General features: G+C 56.7%; 18 protein-coding genes and 1 tRNA gene. 6 read left to right on the plus strand and 13 right to left on the minus strand.

Annotated features, from left to right (window positions below):
• Positions 1-37: 37 nt before the first annotated feature.
• The 13 genes from PYTT_RS12490 to PYTT_RS12550 form a co-directional block, all read right to left on the minus strand.
• Positions 38-1,234 carry an SHD1 domain-containing protein gene (locus PYTT_RS12490; RefSeq protein WP_067775051.1) on the minus strand — a complete coding sequence of 399 codons (1,197 nt, stop codon included), beginning with the start codon at positions 1,232-1,234 and terminating at the stop codon, positions 38-40.
• Positions 1,235-1,271: 37 nt separating this feature from the next.
• Entirely contained in the window at positions 1,272-1,559 is a 288-nt protein-coding gene (locus PYTT_RS12495) for a hypothetical protein (protein ID WP_067775048.1), read from the minus strand.
• A gap of 4 nt (positions 1,560-1,563) precedes the next feature.
• On the minus strand, positions 1,564-2,010 hold the full coding sequence (locus PYTT_RS12500; RefSeq protein WP_067775045.1) for a hypothetical protein: 447 nt from the start codon (positions 2,008-2,010) through the stop codon (positions 1,564-1,566).
• A gap of 133 nt (positions 2,011-2,143) precedes the next feature.
• Complete coding sequence (locus PYTT_RS12505) at positions 2,144-3,244, minus strand: hypothetical protein (RefSeq protein ID WP_141675785.1); 1,101 nt, start codon at positions 3,242-3,244, stop codon at positions 2,144-2,146.
• Positions 3,245-3,657: 413 nt separating this feature from the next.
• A tRNA-Thr gene (locus PYTT_RS12510) sits at positions 3,658-3,732 on the minus strand.
• Positions 3,733-3,831: 99 nt separating this feature from the next.
• Positions 3,832-4,821, minus strand: coding sequence for a hypothetical protein (locus PYTT_RS12515; RefSeq protein ID WP_067775039.1), 990 nt, complete (start codon positions 4,819-4,821; stop codon positions 3,832-3,834).
• An 88-nt stretch (positions 4,822-4,909) separates the two neighbouring features.
• Positions 4,910-5,971, minus strand: coding sequence for a glycoside hydrolase family 3 N-terminal domain-containing protein (locus tag PYTT_RS12520; protein WP_067775037.1), 1,062 nt, complete (start codon positions 5,969-5,971; stop codon positions 4,910-4,912).
• 11 nt (positions 5,972-5,982) lie between these two features.
• Positions 5,983-6,369: a VOC family protein gene (locus PYTT_RS12525; RefSeq protein WP_067775034.1), complete on the minus strand. Its 387-nt coding sequence runs from the start codon at positions 6,367-6,369 to the stop codon at positions 5,983-5,985.
• A 51-nt stretch (positions 6,370-6,420) separates the two neighbouring features.
• Positions 6,421-6,999, minus strand: a complete 579-nt coding sequence (gene pyrE / locus PYTT_RS12530; protein ID WP_067775031.1) for an orotate phosphoribosyltransferase — start codon at positions 6,997-6,999, stop codon at positions 6,421-6,423.
• A 222-nt stretch (positions 7,000-7,221) separates the two neighbouring features.
• Complete coding sequence (locus tag PYTT_RS12535; RefSeq protein WP_067775028.1) at positions 7,222-9,420, minus strand: alpha-galactosidase; 2,199 nt, start codon at positions 9,418-9,420, stop codon at positions 7,222-7,224.
• Between the two features lie 143 nt (positions 9,421-9,563).
• Entirely contained in the window at positions 9,564-10,346 is a 783-nt protein-coding gene (locus tag PYTT_RS12540) for a hypothetical protein (protein ID WP_067775025.1), read from the minus strand.
• Between the two features lie 45 nt (positions 10,347-10,391).
• The gene (locus PYTT_RS12545) at positions 10,392-11,747 is read right to left on the minus strand and encodes a POT-type proton-dependent oligopeptide transporter (RefSeq protein WP_067775022.1); all 1,356 of its coding nucleotides are present in this window, start codon (positions 11,745-11,747) and stop codon (positions 10,392-10,394) included.
• A 69-nt stretch (positions 11,748-11,816) separates the two neighbouring features.
• Complete coding sequence (locus tag PYTT_RS12550; protein ID WP_067775019.1) at positions 11,817-13,541, minus strand: peptidylprolyl isomerase; 1,725 nt, start codon at positions 13,539-13,541, stop codon at positions 11,817-11,819.
• Between the two features lie 230 nt (positions 13,542-13,771).
• On the opposite strand from PYTT_RS12550, the gene PYTT_RS12555 reads away from it, so the two are divergent.
• The 6 genes from PYTT_RS12555 to PYTT_RS12580 all read left to right on the plus strand — a co-directional run bounded on the left by PYTT_RS12555 (position 13,772) and on the right by PYTT_RS12580 (position 22,457).
• On the plus strand, positions 13,772-14,998 hold the full coding sequence (locus PYTT_RS12555) for an aminotransferase class V-fold PLP-dependent enzyme (RefSeq protein WP_067775104.1): 1,227 nt from the start codon (positions 13,772-13,774) through the stop codon (positions 14,996-14,998).
• 73 nt (positions 14,999-15,071) lie between these two features.
• Positions 15,072-16,853, plus strand: coding sequence for a hypothetical protein (locus tag PYTT_RS12560; protein WP_067775016.1), 1,782 nt, complete (start codon positions 15,072-15,074; stop codon positions 16,851-16,853).
• A 28-nt stretch (positions 16,854-16,881) separates the two neighbouring features.
• Positions 16,882-18,102: an NADP-dependent isocitrate dehydrogenase gene (gene icd / locus PYTT_RS12565; protein WP_067775013.1), complete on the plus strand. Its 1,221-nt coding sequence runs from the start codon at positions 16,882-16,884 to the stop codon at positions 18,100-18,102.
• 131 nt (positions 18,103-18,233) lie between these two features.
• Positions 18,234-19,040: an SDR family NAD(P)-dependent oxidoreductase gene (locus PYTT_RS12570; protein WP_067775010.1), complete on the plus strand. Its 807-nt coding sequence runs from the start codon at positions 18,234-18,236 to the stop codon at positions 19,038-19,040.
• A 4-nt stretch (positions 19,041-19,044) separates the two neighbouring features.
• Positions 19,045-20,646: a glycoside hydrolase family 75 protein gene (locus PYTT_RS12575; protein ID WP_067775007.1), complete on the plus strand. Its 1,602-nt coding sequence runs from the start codon at positions 19,045-19,047 to the stop codon at positions 20,644-20,646.
• A 77-nt stretch (positions 20,647-20,723) separates the two neighbouring features.
• Positions 20,724-22,457 carry a thiamine pyrophosphate-dependent enzyme gene (locus PYTT_RS12580; RefSeq protein WP_067775004.1) on the plus strand — a complete coding sequence of 578 codons (1,734 nt, stop codon included), beginning with the start codon at positions 20,724-20,726 and terminating at the stop codon, positions 22,455-22,457.
• The last annotated feature ends 147 nt before the right edge of the window (positions 22,458-22,604 follow it).

Raw genomic sequence — 22,604 nt, forward strand, 5'->3', positions numbered from 1 at the left:
TCTCTGCTCTTTTTGCATGAAATGAACCGGAAACGGCTTATTCCTTGAACTGGATATTTACGCCCTTTTCCTTCCAGGCGGCGGAAAAATCATCCTGAAGCTGCTTGAAATTCTTGCGCTTGCCGAGCAGGGTCTTCTTGCATTTGTCCGGAGCAGTACCGCGCTGCAGGGCATTCATGTAATTCGTGAAATTACGAAGCCCGTAACGGTCGTCGAGATGGAAATGGTACGCTACCAGCATCGCGGCCAGCGTATAATTGCGGTGTCCGTAATTGGGATCCGTACTGCCTTTGCCGTAGAACGTATCCTGGCTCATGTCGATGAACTCCTCGATCGTGAACGGAAGCGTCCATTTCCCGTGTTGTTCGTAAACCATGGCTGCTTCGCGGATATTCTTGAAAGCTCCCGTGAAATCGAACTCGTTACCGTCGTACGGCACATAACCCACATACTCGGACATCCCTTCGTTGATCCAGATCGAATTGCGGAAATTGCACAGGCAGGTCAACTGGTGCGTAATTTCATGCGCCAGAGTATGGCTGTCGATCTTGTCGTCGAGCAGCTTGCCGTCGGGTGAAATACCGAGCGCCGTAAAAGGCACAATCGTCATATCATCCTGCACGTCTTTCTCGGTCAATCGCTTGTTGGTTTGAGCCATGGCCGAGCGGAATACACCGACGGAGCCTTGAGGACCGCCGGCTGCATAATAGGAAGCCATATCCGGCGTCAGCAAAGCCTTCAGTTCCTGTCCTGGACGCCGCTTGCTCTTCACGCGGGGAATCGGCAGGGGCATCCGTTTGACGGCGGCGAACGTACCTTCATACAAACGTCCGATTGCTTCCTGAGCCTTTTCATCCAGAGGCTTCTGGGAAGTAAACCGGAAATTGGCCGTCTTGTAAATATAGGTCGACCGGTTCTTGTCCTTGGCATTCTCTTCCTTCAATCGGAAATTCTTGGGCCCCGGAACCTTCTCCGGCCAACGGTCGGGCATATCGACCACATCCGCGCTATCGACGGGTTCCTGTGTCTCTTGCTCATTCACGAAAGCAACATCCTTCGGACTGAGAGAGTCGATGGGAACCGTAGCGGTCTTGCCTGTCTTGGTAAGCTTGAGCGTAACATTCGTGCCGTCAGTCGACACGAAATCGGCATCAATGGTACGGCCCTTCTTATCCGTCCAGGAACGGGCGTCTGCATTGGTAAAGAGGAAAGCGGCCGCGAGAACGGCTGACATGGATTTTAACCAGGTGAAATGCATGGTAATCAATTAATTAGGAGTTGGTTGAGAAGGATAGTGCGTCCAGCTCGCTGTGGTAGTGGTCCAGATCGAAGGGAGATTGGGTAGCCATCATGGTATTGATCTCCCAAAGTAAAACGGAAGCCATGGCGTGCAAAGCCTCGTCTTCCGCACAGCCGTCGGCTGTCAAGCGATCGAAAGTACAACGCACGAACGCCGTCTCATCGCTTGCCATCTGCTGGCGGAGAGCCGTCAACAGATCGGCAAGAACATCATCGGGAATCCGTTCGTCAACGGAAGAAAGGGCATCGTCTGAATTCATGAAATCAAATGCGTCCGAGCTGCGTACGGATGATATGCCCCAATTCCTTTTGGAAAGCATTCAAATCCTCTTCCGAAGGTTCGCCAAGAATCGGCTCCCAAGACACACTCCCGCGGGCGTCGATCAACCATGTGGCGCGTGCTCCGGTCGGGAAAGCCACCTGTCCGGAAAGAAACACGCCGGGTTGCTTCACCTCGTCGATCGTCACCTTCAACTGGCCGGATGAAATCGATTGCGGAACCTCCTGTGCGGCAGCATCGGCAGCAGGTGCAGCCTCTGCCGGGGAACGAAGCTCAATACCGAGATCCAGCAAAAGAAAACGCGTATCCATATATGTCATGTGAATACCCAGCTGCTCCGTCAGGGCCTTTTGGATGCCATTGAGATCCAATCCATCTTCCGCCCACTTGCGCAAAGTGGCGATTTGGTCTTCTGACAATGATTTGCTCATACATGAAGGATGCCCGAAACAGCCAGTCAGTTCAAGCAGAAAGGGGAAAACAGACGAAAAAACAGGCAATACGGACTCCTTGAGACTCGGAAAACAACACCAAAGATCCGAACACATCGTTCATAGAACCCGCTCACCAACGTGAACGATACAATACCGCAATCTTCTTTCGTAGCCTGGCAATAGGAGCCGGATTAAAGCCATTATCCTGATAATGCTGCAACAGAACGAGGCAACGCTTATCCATCATGGACAGCAAATCTCGAACGACCTGCCGGACATCTCCCTCCAGCTCTACCATATCACCGGGGTGTGCATCATGGGCGATCTCTCCAATATGCCTGAGACTGTCTTCCAGATACATTCCAATACCATCTCGCAGAATCTCTTCCAACTTGTTTTTGCTGCGATGGTTTATATCTTCCATCATCACACCGCGAACAGTATCCTCCGTCACCGTAATCGTTCGGGGCATCGCCATATTATCGGAACAAGAAGTCTCGGACTGGCCGCTCTTGGTACGTTGTATCGGAACACCTTGAACATGCGATAGAATATCCATGTCGAACGCCTGTTTTGGCGTCGGAACACAGGCCAACACCATGAGAATACCCCATGCTGCCGCATAAAACACCCACAAGGTCGGATCATACAAGGTACATGCCAGCAACACTCCTGCCAGCGCGAAAACTGCCACTGCAACCGAAAAACGGGAACCGCACAGACGAGACAAAAACAACGGTAACAAAAACAGGAACGCGGCGATCCATGGTAAGGCTTTGTCTGTCCAAACGTTTTCCGACCTCGCCCCAGATTCCTCAGAGATTACGGTCTCATCTCGTTCCATGCCTGATTCTACATCCGGTTTCAAATCGATCCCCTGATGTGATCGGTTATTGGGCAATACCACCTTCGGTTTCGGTGGAGTCAGAACCGTCAGGGCAGGGACTCTCTTCATCGCAACCGGGCGATCAAGCCCCGGCATCTGCAGATTCAGAATATCGCCACGCACCCGCACGCTCCAAGCCTCTTCTTCCTCCTGCCCCTTCCGTCTCACGGAAAGCGGCATGAACCCGTCGCTATCGGCTGCACCTGCCACCGTAAAAGCGTACTGTTTCGACTTGCCGTTCTGCCGGATGGCGATCGTTCCTCGGATTCTCCCTTGGGCATCGGTTTCCCTCGCATTGAACTCATACTCCGGGAAATCCTTCCCGGCAACCTGCTTGCTGCTCAAGACGATAGGATGATACGTCGACTGTTCCCCCTCCCAGTCGAAAGGCGAACCCTGAACCGTCAAACAGCAAAACATCAAAAGCAGAATGAAAGCAACATGCCGCATACGGATTTATATATAAATGATCATGAATTAAATAACAAGAAAAAGATAGAAAAAAAAGCATATGTCATGATTCAAATGGATGATTGAACGACCTGCTTTTCTGTTGTTCAGGTAATACGACCGAAAGACTTTGTGTACGTGTACCAATACAATACTCAAGTCCATTTTTTTCAATGGGAATTCGCATGGCATACACCAAAAAACTGAAGCCATATCCACCCAAACATTCAAAAATCGAGGCATGAAAAAGCCGCCCGTAGGCGGCTTGGAAAAGGTTTGCAGCTTAGGAAACCAAGGCTTCTTTTACATGGAGCCGGTTGTCGGATTTGAACCGACGACCGTCCGATTACAAATCGGGTGCTCTACCACTGAGCTAAACCGGCTTGAAGCATTGTCTGCGGCGGGATGATACACGAGTTCATGAAGCAGGGCAAGTGATTTTTTCAAAAAACTTGCCATGCCTGCCGCCACGAACCGTTCCATCAGAAGTTGTAGCGAACGTCCACACCAGCGGTGAACTGGAAGTGGTCGATGATGCCTGTGCCGACGGCCTGGTTGATTTTCGTGCGGTTGTTACCGGCCCATGATGTTTGCACCCATGGGACAAGCTGCCATTGGGCATCGCGGCCCATCGTGCCGCCGATGTTGTAGGGAAGGGCTTCACAACGGATATAGTAGGCATCGACGCCATCCGCATTGCCTGCCCAGTAACCGAAGGAGTAGCTCATGCCGGCGCGCACGGTCGCATCCCAGCCGATGTTACCCCGGGTGGGGAGGACATCCTGCCAGCGGTAGCCGCCTTCGATGAGGCCGTACCATCCGGTGAGTCCGTAGAAGCCGGCCCCAAGGTCGAAGCGGCCGAAGTATCCGGTCTGGCGGTCGTCGTAGGTGAGGTTGATGTGGATGTTCTGGGCGAGCTGGTGGGGGGCTTTGCCTCTGTATTCGGAGAGGAAGCCTTCCAAGCCGCCGTATTGAAGTCCGTAGCCTGCCTTGGCCACGAGGTTCGGGAAGATTTCCTTGGTGAGGCCGTAGCCTGCGCCCAATACGGGTTCATTGCCGAGCACTCCGCTGCCGTAGATGGCGCCGGCCTGAAGGTCGAGCTGCTGGCCGATGCCCCACCCGAAGAGGTTGGTGTTGCCGGGTTTCAGTTGCAGATTGACGAAACTCCATCCTGCATCGGAGTATCGGTTGGTGACTCCCATGCCGCGCACCTGATAGTTGCTGGAGTAGGCGTTGATGTCGAGGGTGGCCCATTTCCGGTTGCTGTATGCGCTGATTTGGCGCGGAGCGGCAGCCGGGGTGGGGGTGGCGTAGTCCGAGTGCGAGGCAAAGTCATCCGCATAGTCCGTTTGCCCGTTGACGGCAGTGTAGGTGATGGATCCGGAGGGGATGGCAGGAGGGGCTTCTGAGAAAGCGATTCCTGCGGACAGGGCAGAACCCGCCATGAGGGTAAGAAGGTTGATCGATTTCATAAACGTTTCTATGGTACAGGGTGCATCGGGGCGATTCAAGCCCAAATTTCCGGACGATCCTTTTTCCCATAGCCAGATGCCGCTATACTCAGTATTGCTGTACGGGCGAGCCGGGCGCACTTCCGGCGGAGGGGACGGTGCGGCACAGTGTGTCGGCACGGCTCATGAGTTTGTCCCACTGTTTTTGGGAGAATTTGGGTGGTACGCATGATTTGTGCATGTTGTATTCCACCCGGCGAATGGTGTCGTGCATGGTTTGCGGGCAGATGCGGGCGATGCCTTCCGCAATGCCATCGATGATGTCCATGACGTTGTGGCAGACGAGAGGCAGGTCGCATCCTGCTTCCAAAGCCCGCGGTACGGAGAGATGGGGGGGCAGTGTGCGAGCAATGGAACCCATGCAGAGGTCGTCCGTATAGACGAGGCCGCGATAGTCCAGCCTTTCGCGCAAGATTTGTTCGATGAGCGTGCGGGAGAGCGAAGCTGGGTTGTCCGGATCAATGTCCGGGAGAAGGATGTGGGCGAGCATGACACCGGAAAGTTCGTCGTCCAGAGCCATGAACGGGACGATGTCTTCGGTGATGAATTCCTCCAGCGTGGCATGGATGACGGGCAGATCGCTGTGCGGATCGGTTTCCGCCTTACCCATGCCCGGGAAGTGTTTGCCGCAGGTCATCAGGCCGTAGTGTCTCTGGTTGCGGTTGAAGATTCCGGCATAGGCGAGTACCTGCTGGGGTTCCGTGCCCCAGCAGCGGGAAGGCAAAGCATTGGCCTGGGGAGAAGGGGAAGCGAGGTCGAGTACGGGAGCGAAGTTGGTGTTGAATCCCAGCTGGCGGAGTGTGAACGTGGAGACGATGGCCGTTTCTATGATGGATGCCACGCTGCCGAAAGAAGCCAGGTCGGCAGCACCGGGTAGTTGCAGGCCCAATGCTGCTGTGCGGATGACGCGGCCTCCTTCCTGATCGATACCGACAACAGGTTGAAAGTTGAGGCTGCGCGCCCGCAGTTCATCGGTGAGGGCACGCGTTTGTTCGACGCTTTCGATGTTGCGCGAGAAGAGGATGTACCCGGCAGGCTGGAGACGGTCAATGATCTCCCGTTCCCTTAAGGTGAGGGCGGTCGTTTCCAATCCCAGGATAACAGGGAGCATGTGGTGGAATATCAGTGATTTTCGATGAGCTCAACTTCATAGCCGTCCGGATCGGTGACGAAGGCGATTTTCGATTTTCCTTCCGGTACGGCGGGCAGGGCGCTCTTCCAGTTTTCCGGCCATATCTCAATGCCTTGGGCTTCCAAATCCGCACAGGCCGCCATGATGTCGTCCACGCCGATGGCGGTGTGCATGAGGTCTTCGGGAACCTGTACGTCGTAATCGGCGCTCCAGCAGAGTTCCAGCAGGTGTTTCGAACCGGGAATGCCAACGTAGGCCAGTTGGTTGCCCTGGGGAGAGATCATGCGTTTCGTGAGTTCGAAACCGAGCTTTTCATAAAAAGCGATGGTGCGTTCGAGGTCGGAAACGCGGATGCGGGTATGGAGGAATTGCAGCATGGCGAAGAGGTATGGAATCGGGGTGTACGAATAGAGCCAGCACGGTGTGCTTTAACGGCTTCCGAAGATGGATTGGCGCGTGAAGAGCGGGAAGACGGGGATGTCGCGGGCTTCGATGGCTTCGCGGCCTCCTTCTTCGCGGTCGACGAGGACGAGCGCAGCGACGACTTTGCCGCCTTCGGCTTCAATGGCGTCAATGGCTTTCAGAGTGGAGCCGCCGGTGGTGATGACATCGTCCACCACGATGATTTCCTGTCCGGATTCAAAGTTGCCTTCGATGCGCTTGCCGCGGCCGTGATCCTTGGCTTCCTTACGGACGGTGAAGACGTTCAGCGTAGTGCCGCATGTCTGGTCCAGCGAGCTGTACATGCCGATTGCCAGAGAGATGGGGTCGGCGCCCATGGTCATGCCGCCGATGGACGAGACGTTCGGGAATTGCGCGAGGATGTCTTTTTTGACAAGCTCCCAGCCGACCTGGCCGATGAGGTTGGCTCCACGGGCATCAAGCGCGGTGACGCGGCAATCGCAATACAAGTCGGATTCCTTGCCGGATGCGAGGACGAAGTGGCCCGTGCGAATGGATTTGGCCAGAAGAATATCGAGGAGTTCTTGTTTCGGTGCGTCGTTCATGTCAGGCGCATTGTAAGGCACAGTACGGAGAAAATCAATATCAATTCAAGGATGGTTGGCAAGGCCGTTCATGAACATTGCATGACTCCGGCCTGCACAGGTATCCAATATATTTTTATTACTTCGCATAATATATGTAATGCAAAATAGAATGATTTGATTTTCTGACGACAGTGGATGTTTGCAATCATACTCACAATCGTCAGAAAATAGCACGTGCCGTTAAATCTCCTGCAGTTCGATGACGCAGGACTGCAATTCTTTGCCCCAGCCGAAGGAAATGCCATTGCCCATCAGGTAATCTCCGCCCACTTCCTTCCCATCAAGGAAAGTACGCTTGCCGCTGTGGTCGACATTGAGTTCGGTCACCTTGTAGCGCTTGTCCGGTTTCAGACCCTTCAGTCTGATAGGAGAAGTAGAATCCGCCTGAAGTCTGCTTAACAAATAAGCAAATACAACGGCTCTTTGTTTTCCACTTTCTTCCTTGACGTACATTAAGGACGCTTCTTTTGTATCATAAGGCGAGCGCAAACGATAAAGATCTCCCAATTGGACGACGGGGCGAATTCTCTTATACTCTGTGAGAGCTTTCTTTGAGAAGGTCACTTCATCCTGAGTTAAATTCTGTGGTTGAAGCTCGAATCCAAGGCGAGCTGCGCTTGCCACATCAAAGCGGAACTTGAGCGGCGTTGATCTCGATGTCTGGTGACAGGGGGAAACCGTGACGTGAGATGCCATTGAAATCGCCGGGAACAAATGTCCTACCCCCCACTGCATAAATATACGATCATAGGGGTCAGTATTGTCGGAGACCCAGAACTCATGATGGTACTTCATTGCTCCAAAATCAGCTCGTCCGCCACCGGAGGCGCATGCTTGGAATATAACACTGGGATGCTTTTTCACCAGTTCATCCATGATGCGGTAGTAGCCGTTGACATAATCAACGTGTAAATTCTTCTGATTGGCATCGGAAAGATAGGTTGAGCCCGGATCCCAGACAGTACGATTGCAGTCCCATTTGATATAGGCAATCTCGGGATTGCCGGACAATAAATCGTCCATGCACTTGATGATGTAATCCTGAACTGCCGGATTCGACAAATCCAGCACTAGCTGGCTGCGCTCTTCTCTGAGGGGGCGGTGGGGGAGCTTGATGACCCAGTCAGGATGTGTCTCGTACAGTTCAGACTTGGGATTCACCATTTCCGGTTCAACCCAAATGCCGAACTTGATTTTGTTATCCTTAGCAACTTTCACTAGCCCTTCTACGCCGTTTGGAAGCTTCTTCTTATTGACAGTCCAGTCTCCAAGGCCGGCATTATCATAGTTGCGAGGGTATTTGTTGGCAAACCAGCCGTCGTCTAATACGAACAGCTCCAATCCCATGTCAGCAGAGCGCTCCATCATCTTGTGCAACAAAGGCTCATCGAAATTGAAATGCGCTCCTTCCCATGAGTTAAGCAACGTATCACGTTCGGAAGTTCCTTTCTGGATGCCTCCGGCTCTTGCCCAGCGGTGCAATTGGCGTGTTGCTTCGCCCTTGCCCTTGTCACTATATGTTACGATCCAGCGAGGCAGGGTCAAGGTCCTATCTGCTTCCAAACGATAGGGAGATTGACACAAGTTCGCTCCAAAAGAGGCAAACATATGATGATTTGGCGAGTGTTTGAATCGTAAATCATAGTTGCCCGACCATGCCAGAGCCCCCAAGAATACCTCGCCCTCATCTTCTTGCGCAGGACCATTCAGGGACAAAATGAATCCCGGTGTTCCTTCCTGAGCTGTACGTGTTCCGGTATGAGAGGAACGTTCCAGGATATTTCCTTGTTTCACTTCCTCTTCACTGATGAAGGATTCTCCTCCCCACGTGCCACTGAATGTGGAAACATAATAACGAGTTCCTTTTACCTTCAAATGTCCGGATGCCGCTTCGTCAATCGTAATCGCATCCTTCCCATTATTCGTGATTTCGATCCATTGCTCAAAAACATCCGAATCTTCGTGCGCTAGCACGGAAAGGCGCACTCTGACGGGGTAATGAGTGTCTCTGAATTCAAAAACGGCTAGTTCCTGCCCGGGCGTCGGTGTACTCACCTTATAAGAATCCAGAACCAAATCCAGAGACACACGACCATCCCCCTGGGTAATGGAAATATTATATTCTCCCGATGCGTTGGCCCAGCCTTCGTTGGCATTCCAAAGCGTAGGGTAAGCAAGCGTGGAGGAAGAACTGTTAAGGCGTGCGTCATCCTGATTCGCCAGTTTACGACCGAAATAACATCTGTACAGCTGTCCTGAATTTTTGATATCAAATGACATCTGAGATGATTTTGTCTTCAGGTCTATTTTTTGATCCGCGGATGCGGAACCGAGAGAAAGGCTGGCTATCGCCGTCGCCAGTAATACTTGTGTCGTCATACGCGGTATAGGTTTGGATTCTTTTAGTACGAGAAAACACGGAACTATCTATCACGACTGCTCCTATATTGTTCATTTATATCCTCCTTGAGTTTAGACGAATTGAGCCGCATACCGAAAAAAGATTTGAGCGGCCACGCGCCTTAATCTGCCCACAATCTATACTGTATCAGGGTCAGAATGACCGATGCCGGATAATCGACGGCAATTTTGTCCAGTACGCATATCCCTTGTTGAAACCATGTCGCGCGGTCAGGTTGAGAGACGATTCTTTGTGGGGAAAATCGATAATCATGGCTGGCATGCTCTGGGCTTTCCAGAGATCTAAATGATTCCGGCATGTCGACGGTCGATTTGAGAGTACGCAGGGTGTCGAGATGGCCGAAGAAGATACGCCCGTCTACTTTCCGGTTCTCCTCGGGATGGTACCATTTGATCGGAATTTTGCTGGCTTTTCGCTGATCGAATTGAGCATCCGGTATCGGCAAGGGGTAGCCGAGAGTTTGTCCGAGGTCGTCGGCATAGTATGATGTAGTTTCATCATGATCATTGCTGCGGGTAAATCCGTCGCCATTTTTTGTCAGGAACCTGTCGACTTCTTTCGGAGAACATTCCATGTAGACGTACCGGGGTGCCTCCTGCTCCGCCATGCGCTGATAAAGAGTCGGATTTAATTCTGCCATGAATATGCTGCCCGTCCATTCCGGGATGCGCTTGTATGTGTGGACACGGCGCTTCATGTAGTATTTTCCATCCAGCCGGTACAGGCATTTGTCTTCAATCGGGCCGTACACGAGGCGTTCGCGCCCGATCTCTGCGATTTTCTCGGAAGACCGGAGGTAGTGGCAGGAGGAAGCGGTTGTCAGGAGGCAAGATGCACCAAGGATGCAGCATGCGAGGCGAAGGGAGCGGGTCATGGAACGCATGATACTCTCAATATGCGCCCATGACCGCAAGAGTGTTTTCGCCCGTTAATGGTATTTGTGCTGCATTCTGCCGACAACGGCAAGGAAGAGGATGCCGACAATCAGGGCGATGCCGCTGTACGTCAGGAACATGCCCGTGGATGCGGCATTGCCGGGAAACAGGCAGGTGAGCGCGACGACGAGCAGGTTGCCAAGGCAGATGGTGAGGTTCCAGAAGCTGGTTGTGATGCTTTTCATGGAAGCCGGTGCCTGCGTATAGGCGAATTCAAGGCCCGTGGTGCTGACGAGAACTTCTGCGACGGTGAGGACGCAGTAGGGGATGAGCTGCCAGATGATGGAGAGTGTGGCTCCCTGCTCAAGGCTGTATTGCAGCCAGGCTACAATGGCGAAGGATACTGAAGCGAGGATGATCCCTGCCCCCATGCGACAGATGGGTTTGCCCCATTTGCCGACGTGCGGATAGATGGCCAGCGTGAGCAGAGGGACGAAGATCATCACGAAGATGGGATTGGCGGACTGGAATTCTTCGGGACCGATTTTCCAGACAAGGCCGTCCACCAGCCATTGCAGGTTGATGTACAGGGGTTCCATGGATTTGCCCTGAATGACCCACGATGTGGCGGTCTGTTCGTAGAGAGACCAGAAGGGGATGATGAAGGCGAAGACGGTCAATACCTTGAGCATGCGGTGGGCATTGTCCACTTTTTCTTCTCCGTGAAGGGCCAGGGCCTTGTTCCAGCCGGAGCTGCATGCCGTTTTGAGTACGGCAAAGAAGCCGGTGCCTCCTTTTTTGCGGGAAGGCGGTACGATGTGGTACCGTTTGCGGCCGATCCAGAAGATGAAGGTGGCGAGCCCCATGGCGATGCCCGGCACGCCGAAGGCCCAGCCGTAGCCGAAGGAGTCCCGCATGGCCGGGATGACGAGGAAGGAGAAGAAGGATCCGAGGTTGATGGACCAGTAGAAGGCGGCGTATGCCCGGGTCATCAGCGTACTGTCCTGATTCCGTATCTGGTCGCCGACGAAGGCGGAGACACAGGGCTTGATGCCGCCGGAACCCATGCCGATGATGGCAAGGCCCATGTAGAGGATGATCCTGTGCATCTCGATGGATTCGAACATGTCCGCCGTGGCCAGAATGCCGTGGCCGAGGCAGTAGAAGAGGGAGACGAAGAGGATGGTGTGGTACCGCCCCAGAAAACGGTCCGCCAGCCATGCTCCGATGAGGGGCATGGTGTAGTTCAGGGCGACGAAGCCGTGAAAGATGGCTTTGGCATTGTCTTCGCTGAGCAGCAGTTGCTGCGTCATGTAGATCATCAGGATGCTGCGCATGCCGTAGTAGCTGAAGCGTTCGCATGCTTCGTTACCGATGATGTAGCGAGTCTGTGGAGGTAGAGCGGACATAAAAATAGTACGTTGGAACAAAAAAGAACCCCCGGGTTGACCGCCGGGGGTAATGGGTTGATGCAGTCGTCAGTGCTGGGCTACCTGTACCTTGTACTTGACATAGCATTGCAGCAGCCAGTCTGTCATGATTTCGCTGCGGTGTATGTTTTCCAGCTGCGGAAAGTAGTAACCAGTACGGATGGCCGCCTGCTGTGGGCCGTCTTCGACACTGCGCTTGCGGATGCCGACGAGCAGGATGCCGTCCTTGTCTTCCATGATAGGTGCCAGTTTTCCGGTATCCGTCGTGAGAAGCGCCTCTCCGGCATTGAGCAGGGCTGCAGGCGCATTTTCCATTTCGCCGGTAAACTTGTCGATCGTGGCGACTTCAGCGCCCACTTCCTTGGCAATGGTGAAAGCCTTGTCCAGGGAATCTTCCTTTTCCATGCGGGCGAAAAGTTCCTGGGCCGTCTGGTGCAGTTTATCGCTGGTGAGCTTCGTCTTCAGGTCGGCCAAAGCGGATGCACGGGCTTCTTCATACGGAAGTTCGGTAGGCTTTTCGATGGTGTTGACGCGTATGATGGCGTATTTTCCGTCTTTCGTGCTGTATACGCCGCGCATCTGTCCGGCTTTGATTTCGGAGTCCGCTTTGCCTGCTTCCTTGCGCTGTTCGTAAACTGCGGGCGCAGGTGCGTCTTCTACAGTAAAGGCAGCATCGGCGATGGTTTCGATACCTTGATCGGCTCCTACGATGGGAGTGGCGAGTCCGGCAGCCATCTGGTCACGGGCGGCGAGAGGATAGGTTTCTTCCTTGACGATGAATTCGCTGCCGGCTCTGGTGGATGCGGTTTCCAACTGTTTGACGACGGCGCGGCCGTTGGCTTCCATGACGGTTTCGTAAAGTTCTTCGATATCTGCGCGGAAGTTGTCGTCGTTCTTGACGTTTTCAGCCGGAGTGAGAGTGAAGAGGGTAACTCCGCGGCGTTCCTTGCTGAGGTATTTGCCCTTGTTCTGTTCCCAGAATGCCTTGACATCTTCTTCGGACGGATCGGTGGAGGGAGCATATTTCGCGCGATGAAGTCTGGCGGTGCTCAGGTCGAAGGTCTGCTGGTTGATATCCAGCATTTTGCCTTCGATGGCTTCATTGATCTTGAGGTCGTCCACGAGGATGGCCTGCAGGGCGTTCCATGCGATGATGTCGGCCACGAGAGAGTGGAAGGCGGCTTCGCGCTCCTTATTGATGTTTCCATCCTTTTTGCCGATGAACTGCATGTAGGCTTCCGCATCGAAGTCGCCGCTGCCGTTCTGGAATGCAGCGAGGTTTTCAATAAATGTATCGGTCTGCTTCTTGTCGGGATAGACACCGTATTTTTTCGCTTCTTCCCGGACGATGATGCGATTGGTCATCGCTTTCGTATCTTCCTTGCTATTGTTGGGGCCGATACCCGCCCACATTTGGTAAAGCTGATTCAAAAATACGACTGCTTCAAGATTCCGCTGGAGGGCTGTTTCGTTGGCCGGCCCCATGGCGGCGCGTTCCTTGTCGTCGAGCTGTCCGTCCTTGTTCGTATCGAACTGTGCAAGCATGCCGGCATGGTGCCGTTGGCATTCCGAAGACAGCATTCCGAGCATGCGCAGGCCGTTCTCGCCCAATTCGACCTGGTCCGCATAGCTGTAATTGGTCTCATTGACCGAGGCGAAACGGTCGGAACCCATGACATTTTTGCCGGCATAGTCCATCAACAGGAACCCGATCAGGATGGCTGCAATCGCAGCGAGAGCGATCCACGAGTTTTTACGGATAAATTCAAGCATAGTATTTGGTCTGTGAAAAACGCCCCGCCGGAATCAATCAAGCGGGTGCATGAATCTACACTTTCCCGACAGGCAGCGCAAGAAAGAAACGTCGTACACCGCGCGACTTTGTGAGTCATTCCCTTCACGTACGCGAATTCGGTGCGGCCGGGATGGCCGATTCTGACACGCCCTGCTCTTGCCTGCCCCCTCCGGCTGTGCCATACTCCGCCGGAACATCCAGACAAGCCATGCTGAATATCGACGCCATCCGCAGCAGATTCCCCATTCTCCGATCCACCGTGCATGGGAAGCCGCTCATTTATCTGGATAATGCGGCGACGACCCAGAAACCCGTCGAGGTTCTGGAAGCTTCGCGGCAGTATTACGAAACCGTCAATTCCAATATCCACCGCGGCGCGCACTACCTGAGCCAGCTTGCCACGGAAGCCCATGAAGAGGCGCGGAAGACTGTGGCGGAGTTCCTGCATGCGCCGGATGCGGATAGCGTCCTCTTCACCTCCGGCTGTACGATGAGCATCAATATGGCGGCGGAGATTCTCGGGCTGTCCGGCAGAATACGCCAGGGGGACGAGATCGTGATCAGCACCGATTCCCACCATGCCAACATCGTGCCGTGGCAGATGCTGTGCCAGCGCACGGGCGCCGTGCTGCGCGTGGTTCCTTTGACGGAAGGTCTTCGGTTCGATATGGAGGCCTATGCCCGCATGCTTTCCCCCCGGACCCGCATCGTTTCCGTTCCCTATATTTCCAATGCTCTCGGCCTTGTGCTTCCCGTGCGGGAGATCGCCCGCATGGCGCATGAACAGCATGCGGACACGCTGGTGCTGATCGACGGCGCTCAATCCACCGGGCACATGGAAGTGGATGTGGTCGAACTCGGATGCGATTTCTATGCCTTTTCCGGCCACAAGGTTTATGCTCCGACGGGCATCGGCGTCCTCTGGGGGCGCGAAGACCTGTTGAGGGAGCTTCCCCCGTGGCTGGGAGGCGGCGAGATGATACGCGAGGTGACGTTCGAGAAGACGACCTACAACGATCTTCCGTTCAAATACGAGGCCGGCACGCCCAATATCGAAGGGGCGATCGCCCTCGCGGCGGCGCTGCGCTTCGTGCGCTCCGTCGGCATGGATGGCATCGAGAGCCATGAAGCCGGGCTGACGCGCCGCCTGCTGGAAGGCCTGCGTTCCATGGACGGCATGCGCGTACTTGGAGGGGACGAAGACCGCGGCTCGCTGGTTTCCGTCGTCGTGCCGGGTGTTCATCACTACGATCTCGGCACGCTGCTGGACCAGATGGGCATTGCCGTGCGGACGGGGCACCACTGCGGGCAGCCGCTGATGCAGGCTCTCGGCATCACGGGAACGACGCGTTTTTCGTTCGCCATGTATAATTCCGTACAGGAGGTGGAGAAGACGCTCGGAGCCGTCGAACGCGCTCTGAACATGCTGCGGTGAGAGTTTTCATCTTGTCGTCCCGTTTTCTCTCTGATATAGTTCCCTCCGTTACTATTTTTTCCTCCGGCTTATTATGACACCTCCCAGCATCAAGGAGCTCAATGCTACATTGTATGAATACAATTTCCTGACGATTCTCCAGGGGTCTCCTCTGGGGTGTCTGTACAAGGCCGTTTCCCGCGAAGACAATACGGATGTACTGATCGCCATCGTCGCCCGCGACTCCGACGGGGAGAAATGGCTGGGCAAAGCCGGAGCCGTACACGACGTGCGCCACGAAGCCCTGCTCCCGGTGTACGACTGCGGCAAGGCCGGGGAATACATCTACGCCATCATCAAGTATCCGGACGGCGAAACGCTCGCTTCCCTGATGGGAAAAGGCCCCTGCCCCATGCGTTCCGCCCTGCGTTATATCGTAGGCGCCGTCGCTCCGCTGGAGCTGGCCCGCCGCCGCTACATCCTGCCCCGCCACCTGCATCCGGAAAACATCTTCGTCACCCCGGCGGATACTCTTTCGTTCAGCCTGGTGGACATGCCGGAACTCCCGGACTTCCATTACACGCTTGCGCCCGAACTCCGCAACCATCCGGAAGACGAGCCGACGGCGGCTTCCGTCATTTACACGCTCGGCTCCCTGCTGGCGACGCTGATTCTCGGCAAGCCCTACCCGGACCCGACCGATCCGGAAGATCTGCCTGCCGATTTCGTGGAAACGTATCCCGAACTGGCGCAGCTGCTGGAACATGCCACCGCCGATGCTCCGGAAGTCCGCATCTCCTCCCTCAGCGAACTGGCCTCCAAGCTGATGGCTCTGAACCTTCCGGACGAGGTGTACGAACCGCGCAAGCAATCCCGCATGGCGAAGCACGCTCCTGCTCCGGGCAACCGCCTTCTGTCCGCTGCGGCGGCAGGCAATGCTCCGGAAGCTCCCGTCCTGCGTGCCGGTTCCGATGCAGGCTCCTCCGTGCCGTCCTACCGTTCACCCATGGAACGCGAACTGGAGCGTCGGAAGGTCAAGGACAATACGACCTTCTACCTTGCTCCCGTGCTCGTGCTTTTATTGCTGTTCGGCGCCGCTGCCGTCATCGCCAAGTTCAGCGACAAATCCCCCGCTTCCAAAAAAGAAGCGGCGGTTGCTGCCGCACCAAAAACGGAAAGAGGGGCCGATACCGCCACCCATCCGCATCCCGCACCTGTCGAGCCTTCCCACGAAGACGATACGCCTGCTCCTACGGCGACCGATACTGACGACGTCTCCGGCAGTCCTTTCGATACCCATACGCCGGATGACGACGATACGACGACTCCCGCCGAGCCGAAGCGGCCCGACACTCAGGCCGAACCCTCCGCCACGGATGAAGACGGCAATGCGAACCTGCCGCCGCCCGCCATCCCCTCCGGCATGGTCAACTGGCTGGCCTCCGGCTCCGAAGGGCTGCTGCTGAAACAAAGCTCGACGCTCGCCCCGGCTGCCTCCTACGGCCCTGAAATCGCCGTCAACAACAATTCCGCCGACGATGGCGCCGTCTCCGTCGCCCTGCCAGCCGACGGCAAACCCGCATGGTGGTCCGCCACCTTCAAGGCCGAGGCCGTAAAACTCGTCTCCCGCGTTGTCATCTACGGCGGCGGCGACCGTTCCAAGGCAGGCAAGCTCACCAAATTCTCCGTCGAACTGACGCTGGCCGACGGCCGCAAGATCAGCAAAAACTTCCTTGCCGAGGGGTACGCCCTCGAAGGCTGGGAAATGTGGTCGCTGCCGAAGCCCGTCGCCGTCCGCAGCATCCGCATCACTTCGCTGACCAAGAAAGGCATCATCGTCCTTCGCGAAGTGGAAGCCTACGGCCCTCCGCAATAATTCACCCCTTACCGACCATCACCAGAACATGAGTGCAGGAACACCCATCAGCATGACCGCCGCGGGACTCAGCGTCCCGAACGATCCCATCATCCCCTTCATCATCGGAGACGGCTCCGGCCCGGACATCTGGCATGCCGCATCGCGCGTCATCGACGCCTGCGTGGACAAAGCCTACCGGGGAAGCCGCTCCATCGTCTGGAAGGAAGTGCTGGCCGGACAGAAATCCTTCGACCAGCTCGGCACATGGCTGCCGGATGAAACGATGGATGCCTTCCGCACCTACCTCGTCGGCATCAAGGGTCCGCTGACCACACCCGTAGGCGGCGGCATCCGCAGCCTGAACGTCGCCCTGCGTCAGGGGCTTGATCTCTTCTGCTGCCTGCGCCCCGTGCGCTACTTCGAAGGCATCGAAACTCCCGTGAAGCATCCCGAAAAGGTGGACATGGTCATTTTCCGCGAAAACACGGAAGACATTTACGCCGGGATCGAGTTCCAGAACGGTACGGAAGATGCCAAAGCCTTCTACGAATGGCTCAAGCAGGCCTTCCCGGCCCGCGCCTCCAAAGTGCGCTTCCCGGAAACGTCGAGCTACGGCATCAAGCCCGTTTCCCGCGAAGGGACGGAACGCCTCGTCCGCTCCGCCATCGAATACGCCATTGCCGACGGCCGCAAGAGCGTCACGCTCGTCCACAAGGGCAACATCATGAAATTCACCGAAGGCGGATTCCGCGACTGGGGCTACGACCTCGCCAAACGCGAATTCGGCGCCCAGCCCATCGACAAGGGACCGTGGCTCCGCCTGCCCAACGGCCTCGTCATCAAGGATTGCATCGCCGATGCCTTCCTTCAGGAAATACTGCTCCACCCGCAGAAGTTCGATGTGGTCGCCACGCTGAATCTGAACGGAGACTACATCTCCGACGCCCTCGCGGCGCAGGTCGGCGGCATCGGCATCGCCCCCGGCGGCAACATCAACTACCACACCGGGCATGCCGTCTTCGAAGCGACGCACGGCACGGCTCCGATGCTGGCGGGCAAGGACAAGGCCAACCCCTCCTCCGTGCTGCTCTCGGCGGAAATGATGCTCCGCTACATGGGCTGGACCGAAGCTGCCGATCTCATCATCTCCGCTCTGAACAGGACGATTGCGGACAAGACCGTCACCTTCGACCTGGCGGAAATGATCCCCGGCTCCCGCGAGCTGAAATGCTCCGCCTTCGCCGATGCGCTGATCGCCAATCTGTAAAGATCCGCCGCCGCCTTCCTTTCCGGCAGCCGCATCCCACTGGGGCGGCTGCCTTTTTCATCATGGAAAGAGAGCGGTCGAGACGCACTGAGTGCTTGAACATGAATCCTGTTTCTGCCAGAATCCCGGCTATGAATTATCAGCGGGTCATCATTACCGGAGCCTCGTCCGGATTCGGCGCGGCGTTTGCCCGCCGACTGGCCCCCGATGTGCGCGAACTCGTGCTGATCGCCCGACGCCGCGACCGGATGGAAACTTTGGCTCATGAGCTGGCGGGGAAATACGGCAATCTTGCGGTGGACATCCGCGCCTGCGACCTCTCCCGGCCGGAAGAACGGCAAAATATGATCGACTGCCTGATGCGGCTTTCTCCGGCCCGCACCCTGCTCATCAACAATGCGGGACTGGGCGACTACGGCGAACTCGCCTCATCCGATACCGCACGGAACCGCCAGATGCTCGAAGTCAACATCTGCGCCCTCACGGAGATGTGCCGTGCCTTGGCTCCGGCGCTGGCCGCCCACGGGGGCGACATCATCAACATCAGTTCCCTCGGCGCCCTGCTTCCCATTCCGGATTTCGCCATTTACGCCGCTTCCAAGGCCTACGTCTCCTCCTTCTCCGAAGCTCTGCGGTTGGAATTGAAATCTTCCGGCGTCGGCGTACTCGCCGTATGCCCCGGCCCCGTGCATACGGAATTCGGTGCCGTGGCGCGCCGCGAAGGATTCACCGGGAACATGACGCCGGGCAAAGACCTCTTCGATACGGATGTCGAGACAGTCATCACCGCCGCCCTGCGCGGTATTTCCCGCCGCAAGGCCTGCGTCTACCCCTCCTTCAAGATCACCTGCCTTTCCTTCCTGCTTCGCATGATGCCCCTGCCCGTCATACGCATGGTCATGGGCCTGCGCCCCCGCAAAATCTCTTCCGATACCTGACCCCATGCCGCCAAGAAAACCATCCCCTCTCGTCTGGCTCATCGGCGGAGCCGCCCTGCTGGCTGCCGGTTCCCTGTATACGCCCTATCCCGCCCAGCTCGTCCGCGCCTTGCAAGGCTTGCCGGAGGATGACGGCGCCGTCTCCACACCGCTTTCGGACGAACCGGGCGACCGGCCTTCCGAAGGCCACCCCTCCGAACAGCCGGACAAGCCCCTCGTCCACCGCATACCCGCAGGCAGCGTGACCCCGTGGAAGCCGCAGGCCAACTTCACCATGCCGGCCATCGTCCTGCCGCCCTTCCCTCCTGCGCTGCCCCAGAAGATATCGACCGGGGAGTTCGTCAACGTGACCGAACTCATTCGCGGCATCAACCTGAAAACCAAGGTCAACTTCATCCCCGGCACGACGGCCACGCGCGACCGCAAGAAACCCGAAAACTACCGCGCCACCTTCTCGCTCGACATCGTCGTACCCAAGGCCGCCAAGGGCGAAGACCTCAAGCTCGCCAACCCGGAACTGCCGAATGTGCTGAAGGAATACGACGCCCTCCTTGCCGGAGCACAGACATCCCCGTATTACAACCAGCTCTACCAGAACAAGGAAAACCGCATCCGCAACAGCGCGTCGTCCCTGCTCAAGATCATCGACCGCCACAACTTCTACGACACCGATACCATCCTCGAGATCACCCATCCGCAGACCCGCCGCAAGGTGCTCTGGCTCCAGTCGGACATGGATGTCGTATCCGACGGTACGGACGGCGACCGCCTGCCCAAGATGCCGGACGCCATCGTGAACAGTTCGACCTACCAGCCCTTTACGACCTACGCCTGGAAAAAGCGCACCAAGCAACCGAACCCGCTGCTCGCCTCATGGGAAAGCAAGCTGAAAACCGCCGAGGCTTCTCTGAAGAAGGCGACAGGAACCAGCCGCACGGCTCTTCAGGAACGCATCCGCACCCTCAAGCTCGAAATCACCGACCTGAAGACCAAGAGCTACCTCATTGCCGAATACGATCCCTTCATCGTCATCCCGCTCCGGGTCATCAACCAGAGCAACTCCGATTTCTCGCCCAAGGCTGGGGATTATGCCGTCGTCGTGCATGAGAACCGCCTGTTCCCCGCCATCGTCGGCGATGCAGGCCCCCATTATAAAACGGGTGAAGCCTCCCTGCGGCTGGCGAAGGAAGTCAACCCGAAGGCCACCATCTACAGCCGCCCCGTGAGCGATTTGTCGGCCAGTTACCTCGTGTTCCCCGGCACGGCGGAACCGGACAAAGGGCCGATCGACTACGACAGGCTGAATGCCCGCTGCCGCGAACTCCTCGATGAAATCGGCGGGATTCACGAAACGGCCCGCTACCACCAGTGGGAAGACCTCCTCAAGCCCAAACCCGAACCTCTTCCGGTGCCTCCGGTGGACAAGCCCGGCAACGGAAAGCCCGAACAGACCGATCCGGCAAAAACGGATACGCCTTCCCCAGTTCCGGCTTCCATTCCGGGAACAGCGGACAAACCCTCCGAACCACAGCCGCAGCAGCCACCCGTGCAACCCACCCGGCCGGAGGGAACGAACGGCGCCTCAGCATCGCCTGCACGGCCTTGAATGGCGCTTGTCCGCACCCCTAATTGATAGAGTTGCGGCTTGCCTTCTCCCGTCCGGTAGGTTTGAATGTTGGAGATATGAGTAAAACAGTCTCCGATCAACTCGTCGGCATGCTGCGGGATGCGGGCATCAAGCGGATCTACGGCATTGTAGGCGACAGCCTGAACCCCGTCACGGAAGCCCTGACAAGCGACGGCAGCATCCGCTGGATACACGTCCGGCACGAAGAAGCCGCCGCCTTCGCCGCGAGCGCGGAAGCACAGATCACGGGTGAACTCGCCGCCTGCTGCGGAAGCAGCGGCCCCGGCAATATGCACCTGATCAACGGTCTCTACGATGCGGCGCGAAGCGATGCACCCGTCTTCGCCATCTCGTCGCACATCCCCCTCAGTCAGGTAGGCAACGATTACTTTCAGGAAACGCACCCGCAGGAATTCTACCGTGAATGCACGGCCTTTTGCGAACTCGTCTCGGAAGCGGAACACGCGCCTACCATCGTCGCCAATGCCATCCGCCACGCCAAGGACAAGCCGGGCGTCGGCATGATCGTGCTGCCCGGCGACGTCGCCGCCCGGAAAGCGGAGCGCGAGGGATATGCCAAGGCACCCCTTTGCGTAGGCCGCGCCACCGTCACCCCCTCGCCGGACGATATTCAGGCTCTGGCCTCCCTTATCAACGGCAGCAGGCGCATCACCTTCTTCTGCGGCTACGGCTGCACGGGCTCACAGAAGGAAATCGTCGAGCTGGCTGGCAAAGTCAAGGCACCCATCGCCTACACCTTCCGCGCCAAGGACATCATGGAGCAGGACAATCCCTACGCCGTCGGCATGACCGGACTTCTGGGCTGGGGCGATGCCACGCAGGCCATGAACGACTGCGACCTGCTCGTCATGTGGGGTACGGACTTCCCGTACAGCGCCTTCCTTCCCCATCACGTCAAAGTCGCACAGGTGGACATCAACGCCACCCACCTCGGCCGCCGCGTCCCCGCCTTCCTCGGCGTACAGGGCGATACGCTCGCCACCCTGCGCGAGCTGATGCCTCTCATTCAGGAAAAGTCCGACGATGAGTACCTGCGGCAGTCCCTGACGCGCCACGCCAAGGAAATGAAGAAGCTGAACGCCTACATCCACCATGTGGACGAAGACGCCCCCATCCGGCCCGAATATATCACCAAGATCATCAGCGACTGCGCGAGTGACAGCGCCGTCTTCACCGTCGATACAGGCACCCCGAACATCTGGTCGGCCCGCTACCTGCACGGCGGCGGTACGCGCCGCATCATCGGTTCCTTCAAGCACGGTTCGATGGCTTGCGCCCTCGCCATGGCAATGGGCGCACAGGCTCCCGACCGGGAACGGCAGGTCATCGCCCTCTGCGGAGACGGCGGACTCGCCATGCTCCCCGGCGACCTGCTCACGCTCGTACAGGAGGGATTGCCCGTCAAGGTGCTGGTGTACAACAATTCAGCTCTCGACTTCATCAACCTCGAAATGACGGCGGCGGGCATACGCCCCGTCAACACCGACCTGAAAAACCCCAACTTCGCCGAAGTGGCGCAGGCCATGGGCGTGCAGGCGGAACGGCTCACGAAACCGGGAGATGCCATTCTGGCCGTCAAGCGTTGGCTGGCCTGCGAAGGCCCCGCGCTGCTGGATGTCGTCGTGGACGAGCATGCGCTCGCCATGCCGCCGGAAATCACGATGAACCAGGCATTCGGCTTTGCCAAAACCATCGCCAAGCACGTCTTGCACGGCGAGCTCAACACCGTGAAGCGCATCCTGTTCGGCAACCGCAGGCTCTTCTTCTGAGCAGCCGTTCACCATGAACCATTCATTGATGAGCCACAGATGCCACTGATTTTCGCAGATTTTGATAAAAAAGATGCGAGTGGTAACTCGTTTCTTGAATAAGATCCTGATCTGTGCCGATCTGCGGCATCTGTGGTTCCCTGTGCA

Source organism: Neoakkermansia glycaniphila, from assembly GCF_900097105.1.
Classification (GTDB): Bacteria; Verrucomicrobiota; Verrucomicrobiia; order Verrucomicrobiales; family Akkermansiaceae; genus Akkermansia; species Akkermansia glycaniphila.

Coding starts and splice junctions, on each gene's coding strand:
- PYTT_RS12490 (WP_067775051.1), bottom strand. CDS start 1,234: ATGTCAGCCGTTCTCGCGGCCGCTTTCCTCTTTACCAATGCAGACGCC.
- PYTT_RS12495 (WP_067775048.1), bottom strand. CDS start 1,559: ATGAATTCAGACGATGCCCTTTCTTCCGTTGACGAACGGATTCCCGAT.
- PYTT_RS12500 (WP_067775045.1), bottom strand. CDS start 2,010: ATGAGCAAATCATTGTCAGAAGACCAAATCGCCACTTTGCGCAAGTGG.
- PYTT_RS12515 (WP_067775039.1), bottom strand. CDS start 4,821: ATGAAATCGATCAACCTTCTTACCCTCATGGCGGGTTCTGCCCTGTCC.
- PYTT_RS12520 (WP_067775037.1), bottom strand. CDS start 5,971: ATGCTCCCTGTTATCCTGGGATTGGAAACGACCGCCCTCACCTTAAGG.
- PYTT_RS12525 (WP_067775034.1), bottom strand. CDS start 6,369: ATGCTGCAATTCCTCCATACCCGCATCCGCGTTTCCGACCTCGAACGC.
- pyrE (WP_067775031.1), bottom strand. CDS start 6,999: ATGAACGACGCACCGAAACAAGAACTCCTCGATATTCTTCTGGCCAAA.
- PYTT_RS12535 (WP_067775028.1), bottom strand. CDS start 9,420: ATGACGACACAAGTATTACTGGCGACGGCGATAGCCAGCCTTTCTCTC.
- PYTT_RS12540 (WP_067775025.1), bottom strand. CDS start 10,346: ATGCGTTCCATGACCCGCTCCCTTCGCCTCGCATGCTGCATCCTTGGT.
- PYTT_RS12545 (WP_067775022.1), bottom strand. CDS start 11,747: ATGTCCGCTCTACCTCCACAGACTCGCTACATCATCGGTAACGAAGCA.
- PYTT_RS12550 (WP_067775019.1), bottom strand. CDS start 13,541: ATGCTTGAATTTATCCGTAAAAACTCGTGGATCGCTCTCGCTGCGATT.
- PYTT_RS12555 (WP_067775104.1), top strand. CDS start 13,772: ATGCTGAATATCGACGCCATCCGCAGCAGATTCCCCATTCTCCGATCC.
- PYTT_RS12560 (WP_067775016.1), top strand. CDS start 15,072: ATGACACCTCCCAGCATCAAGGAGCTCAATGCTACATTGTATGAATAC.
- icd (WP_067775013.1), top strand. CDS start 16,882: ATGAGTGCAGGAACACCCATCAGCATGACCGCCGCGGGACTCAGCGTC.
- PYTT_RS12570 (WP_067775010.1), top strand. CDS start 18,234: ATGAATTATCAGCGGGTCATCATTACCGGAGCCTCGTCCGGATTCGGC.
- PYTT_RS12575 (WP_067775007.1), top strand. CDS start 19,045: ATGCCGCCAAGAAAACCATCCCCTCTCGTCTGGCTCATCGGCGGAGCC.
- PYTT_RS12580 (WP_067775004.1), top strand. CDS start 20,724: ATGAGTAAAACAGTCTCCGATCAACTCGTCGGCATGCTGCGGGATGCG.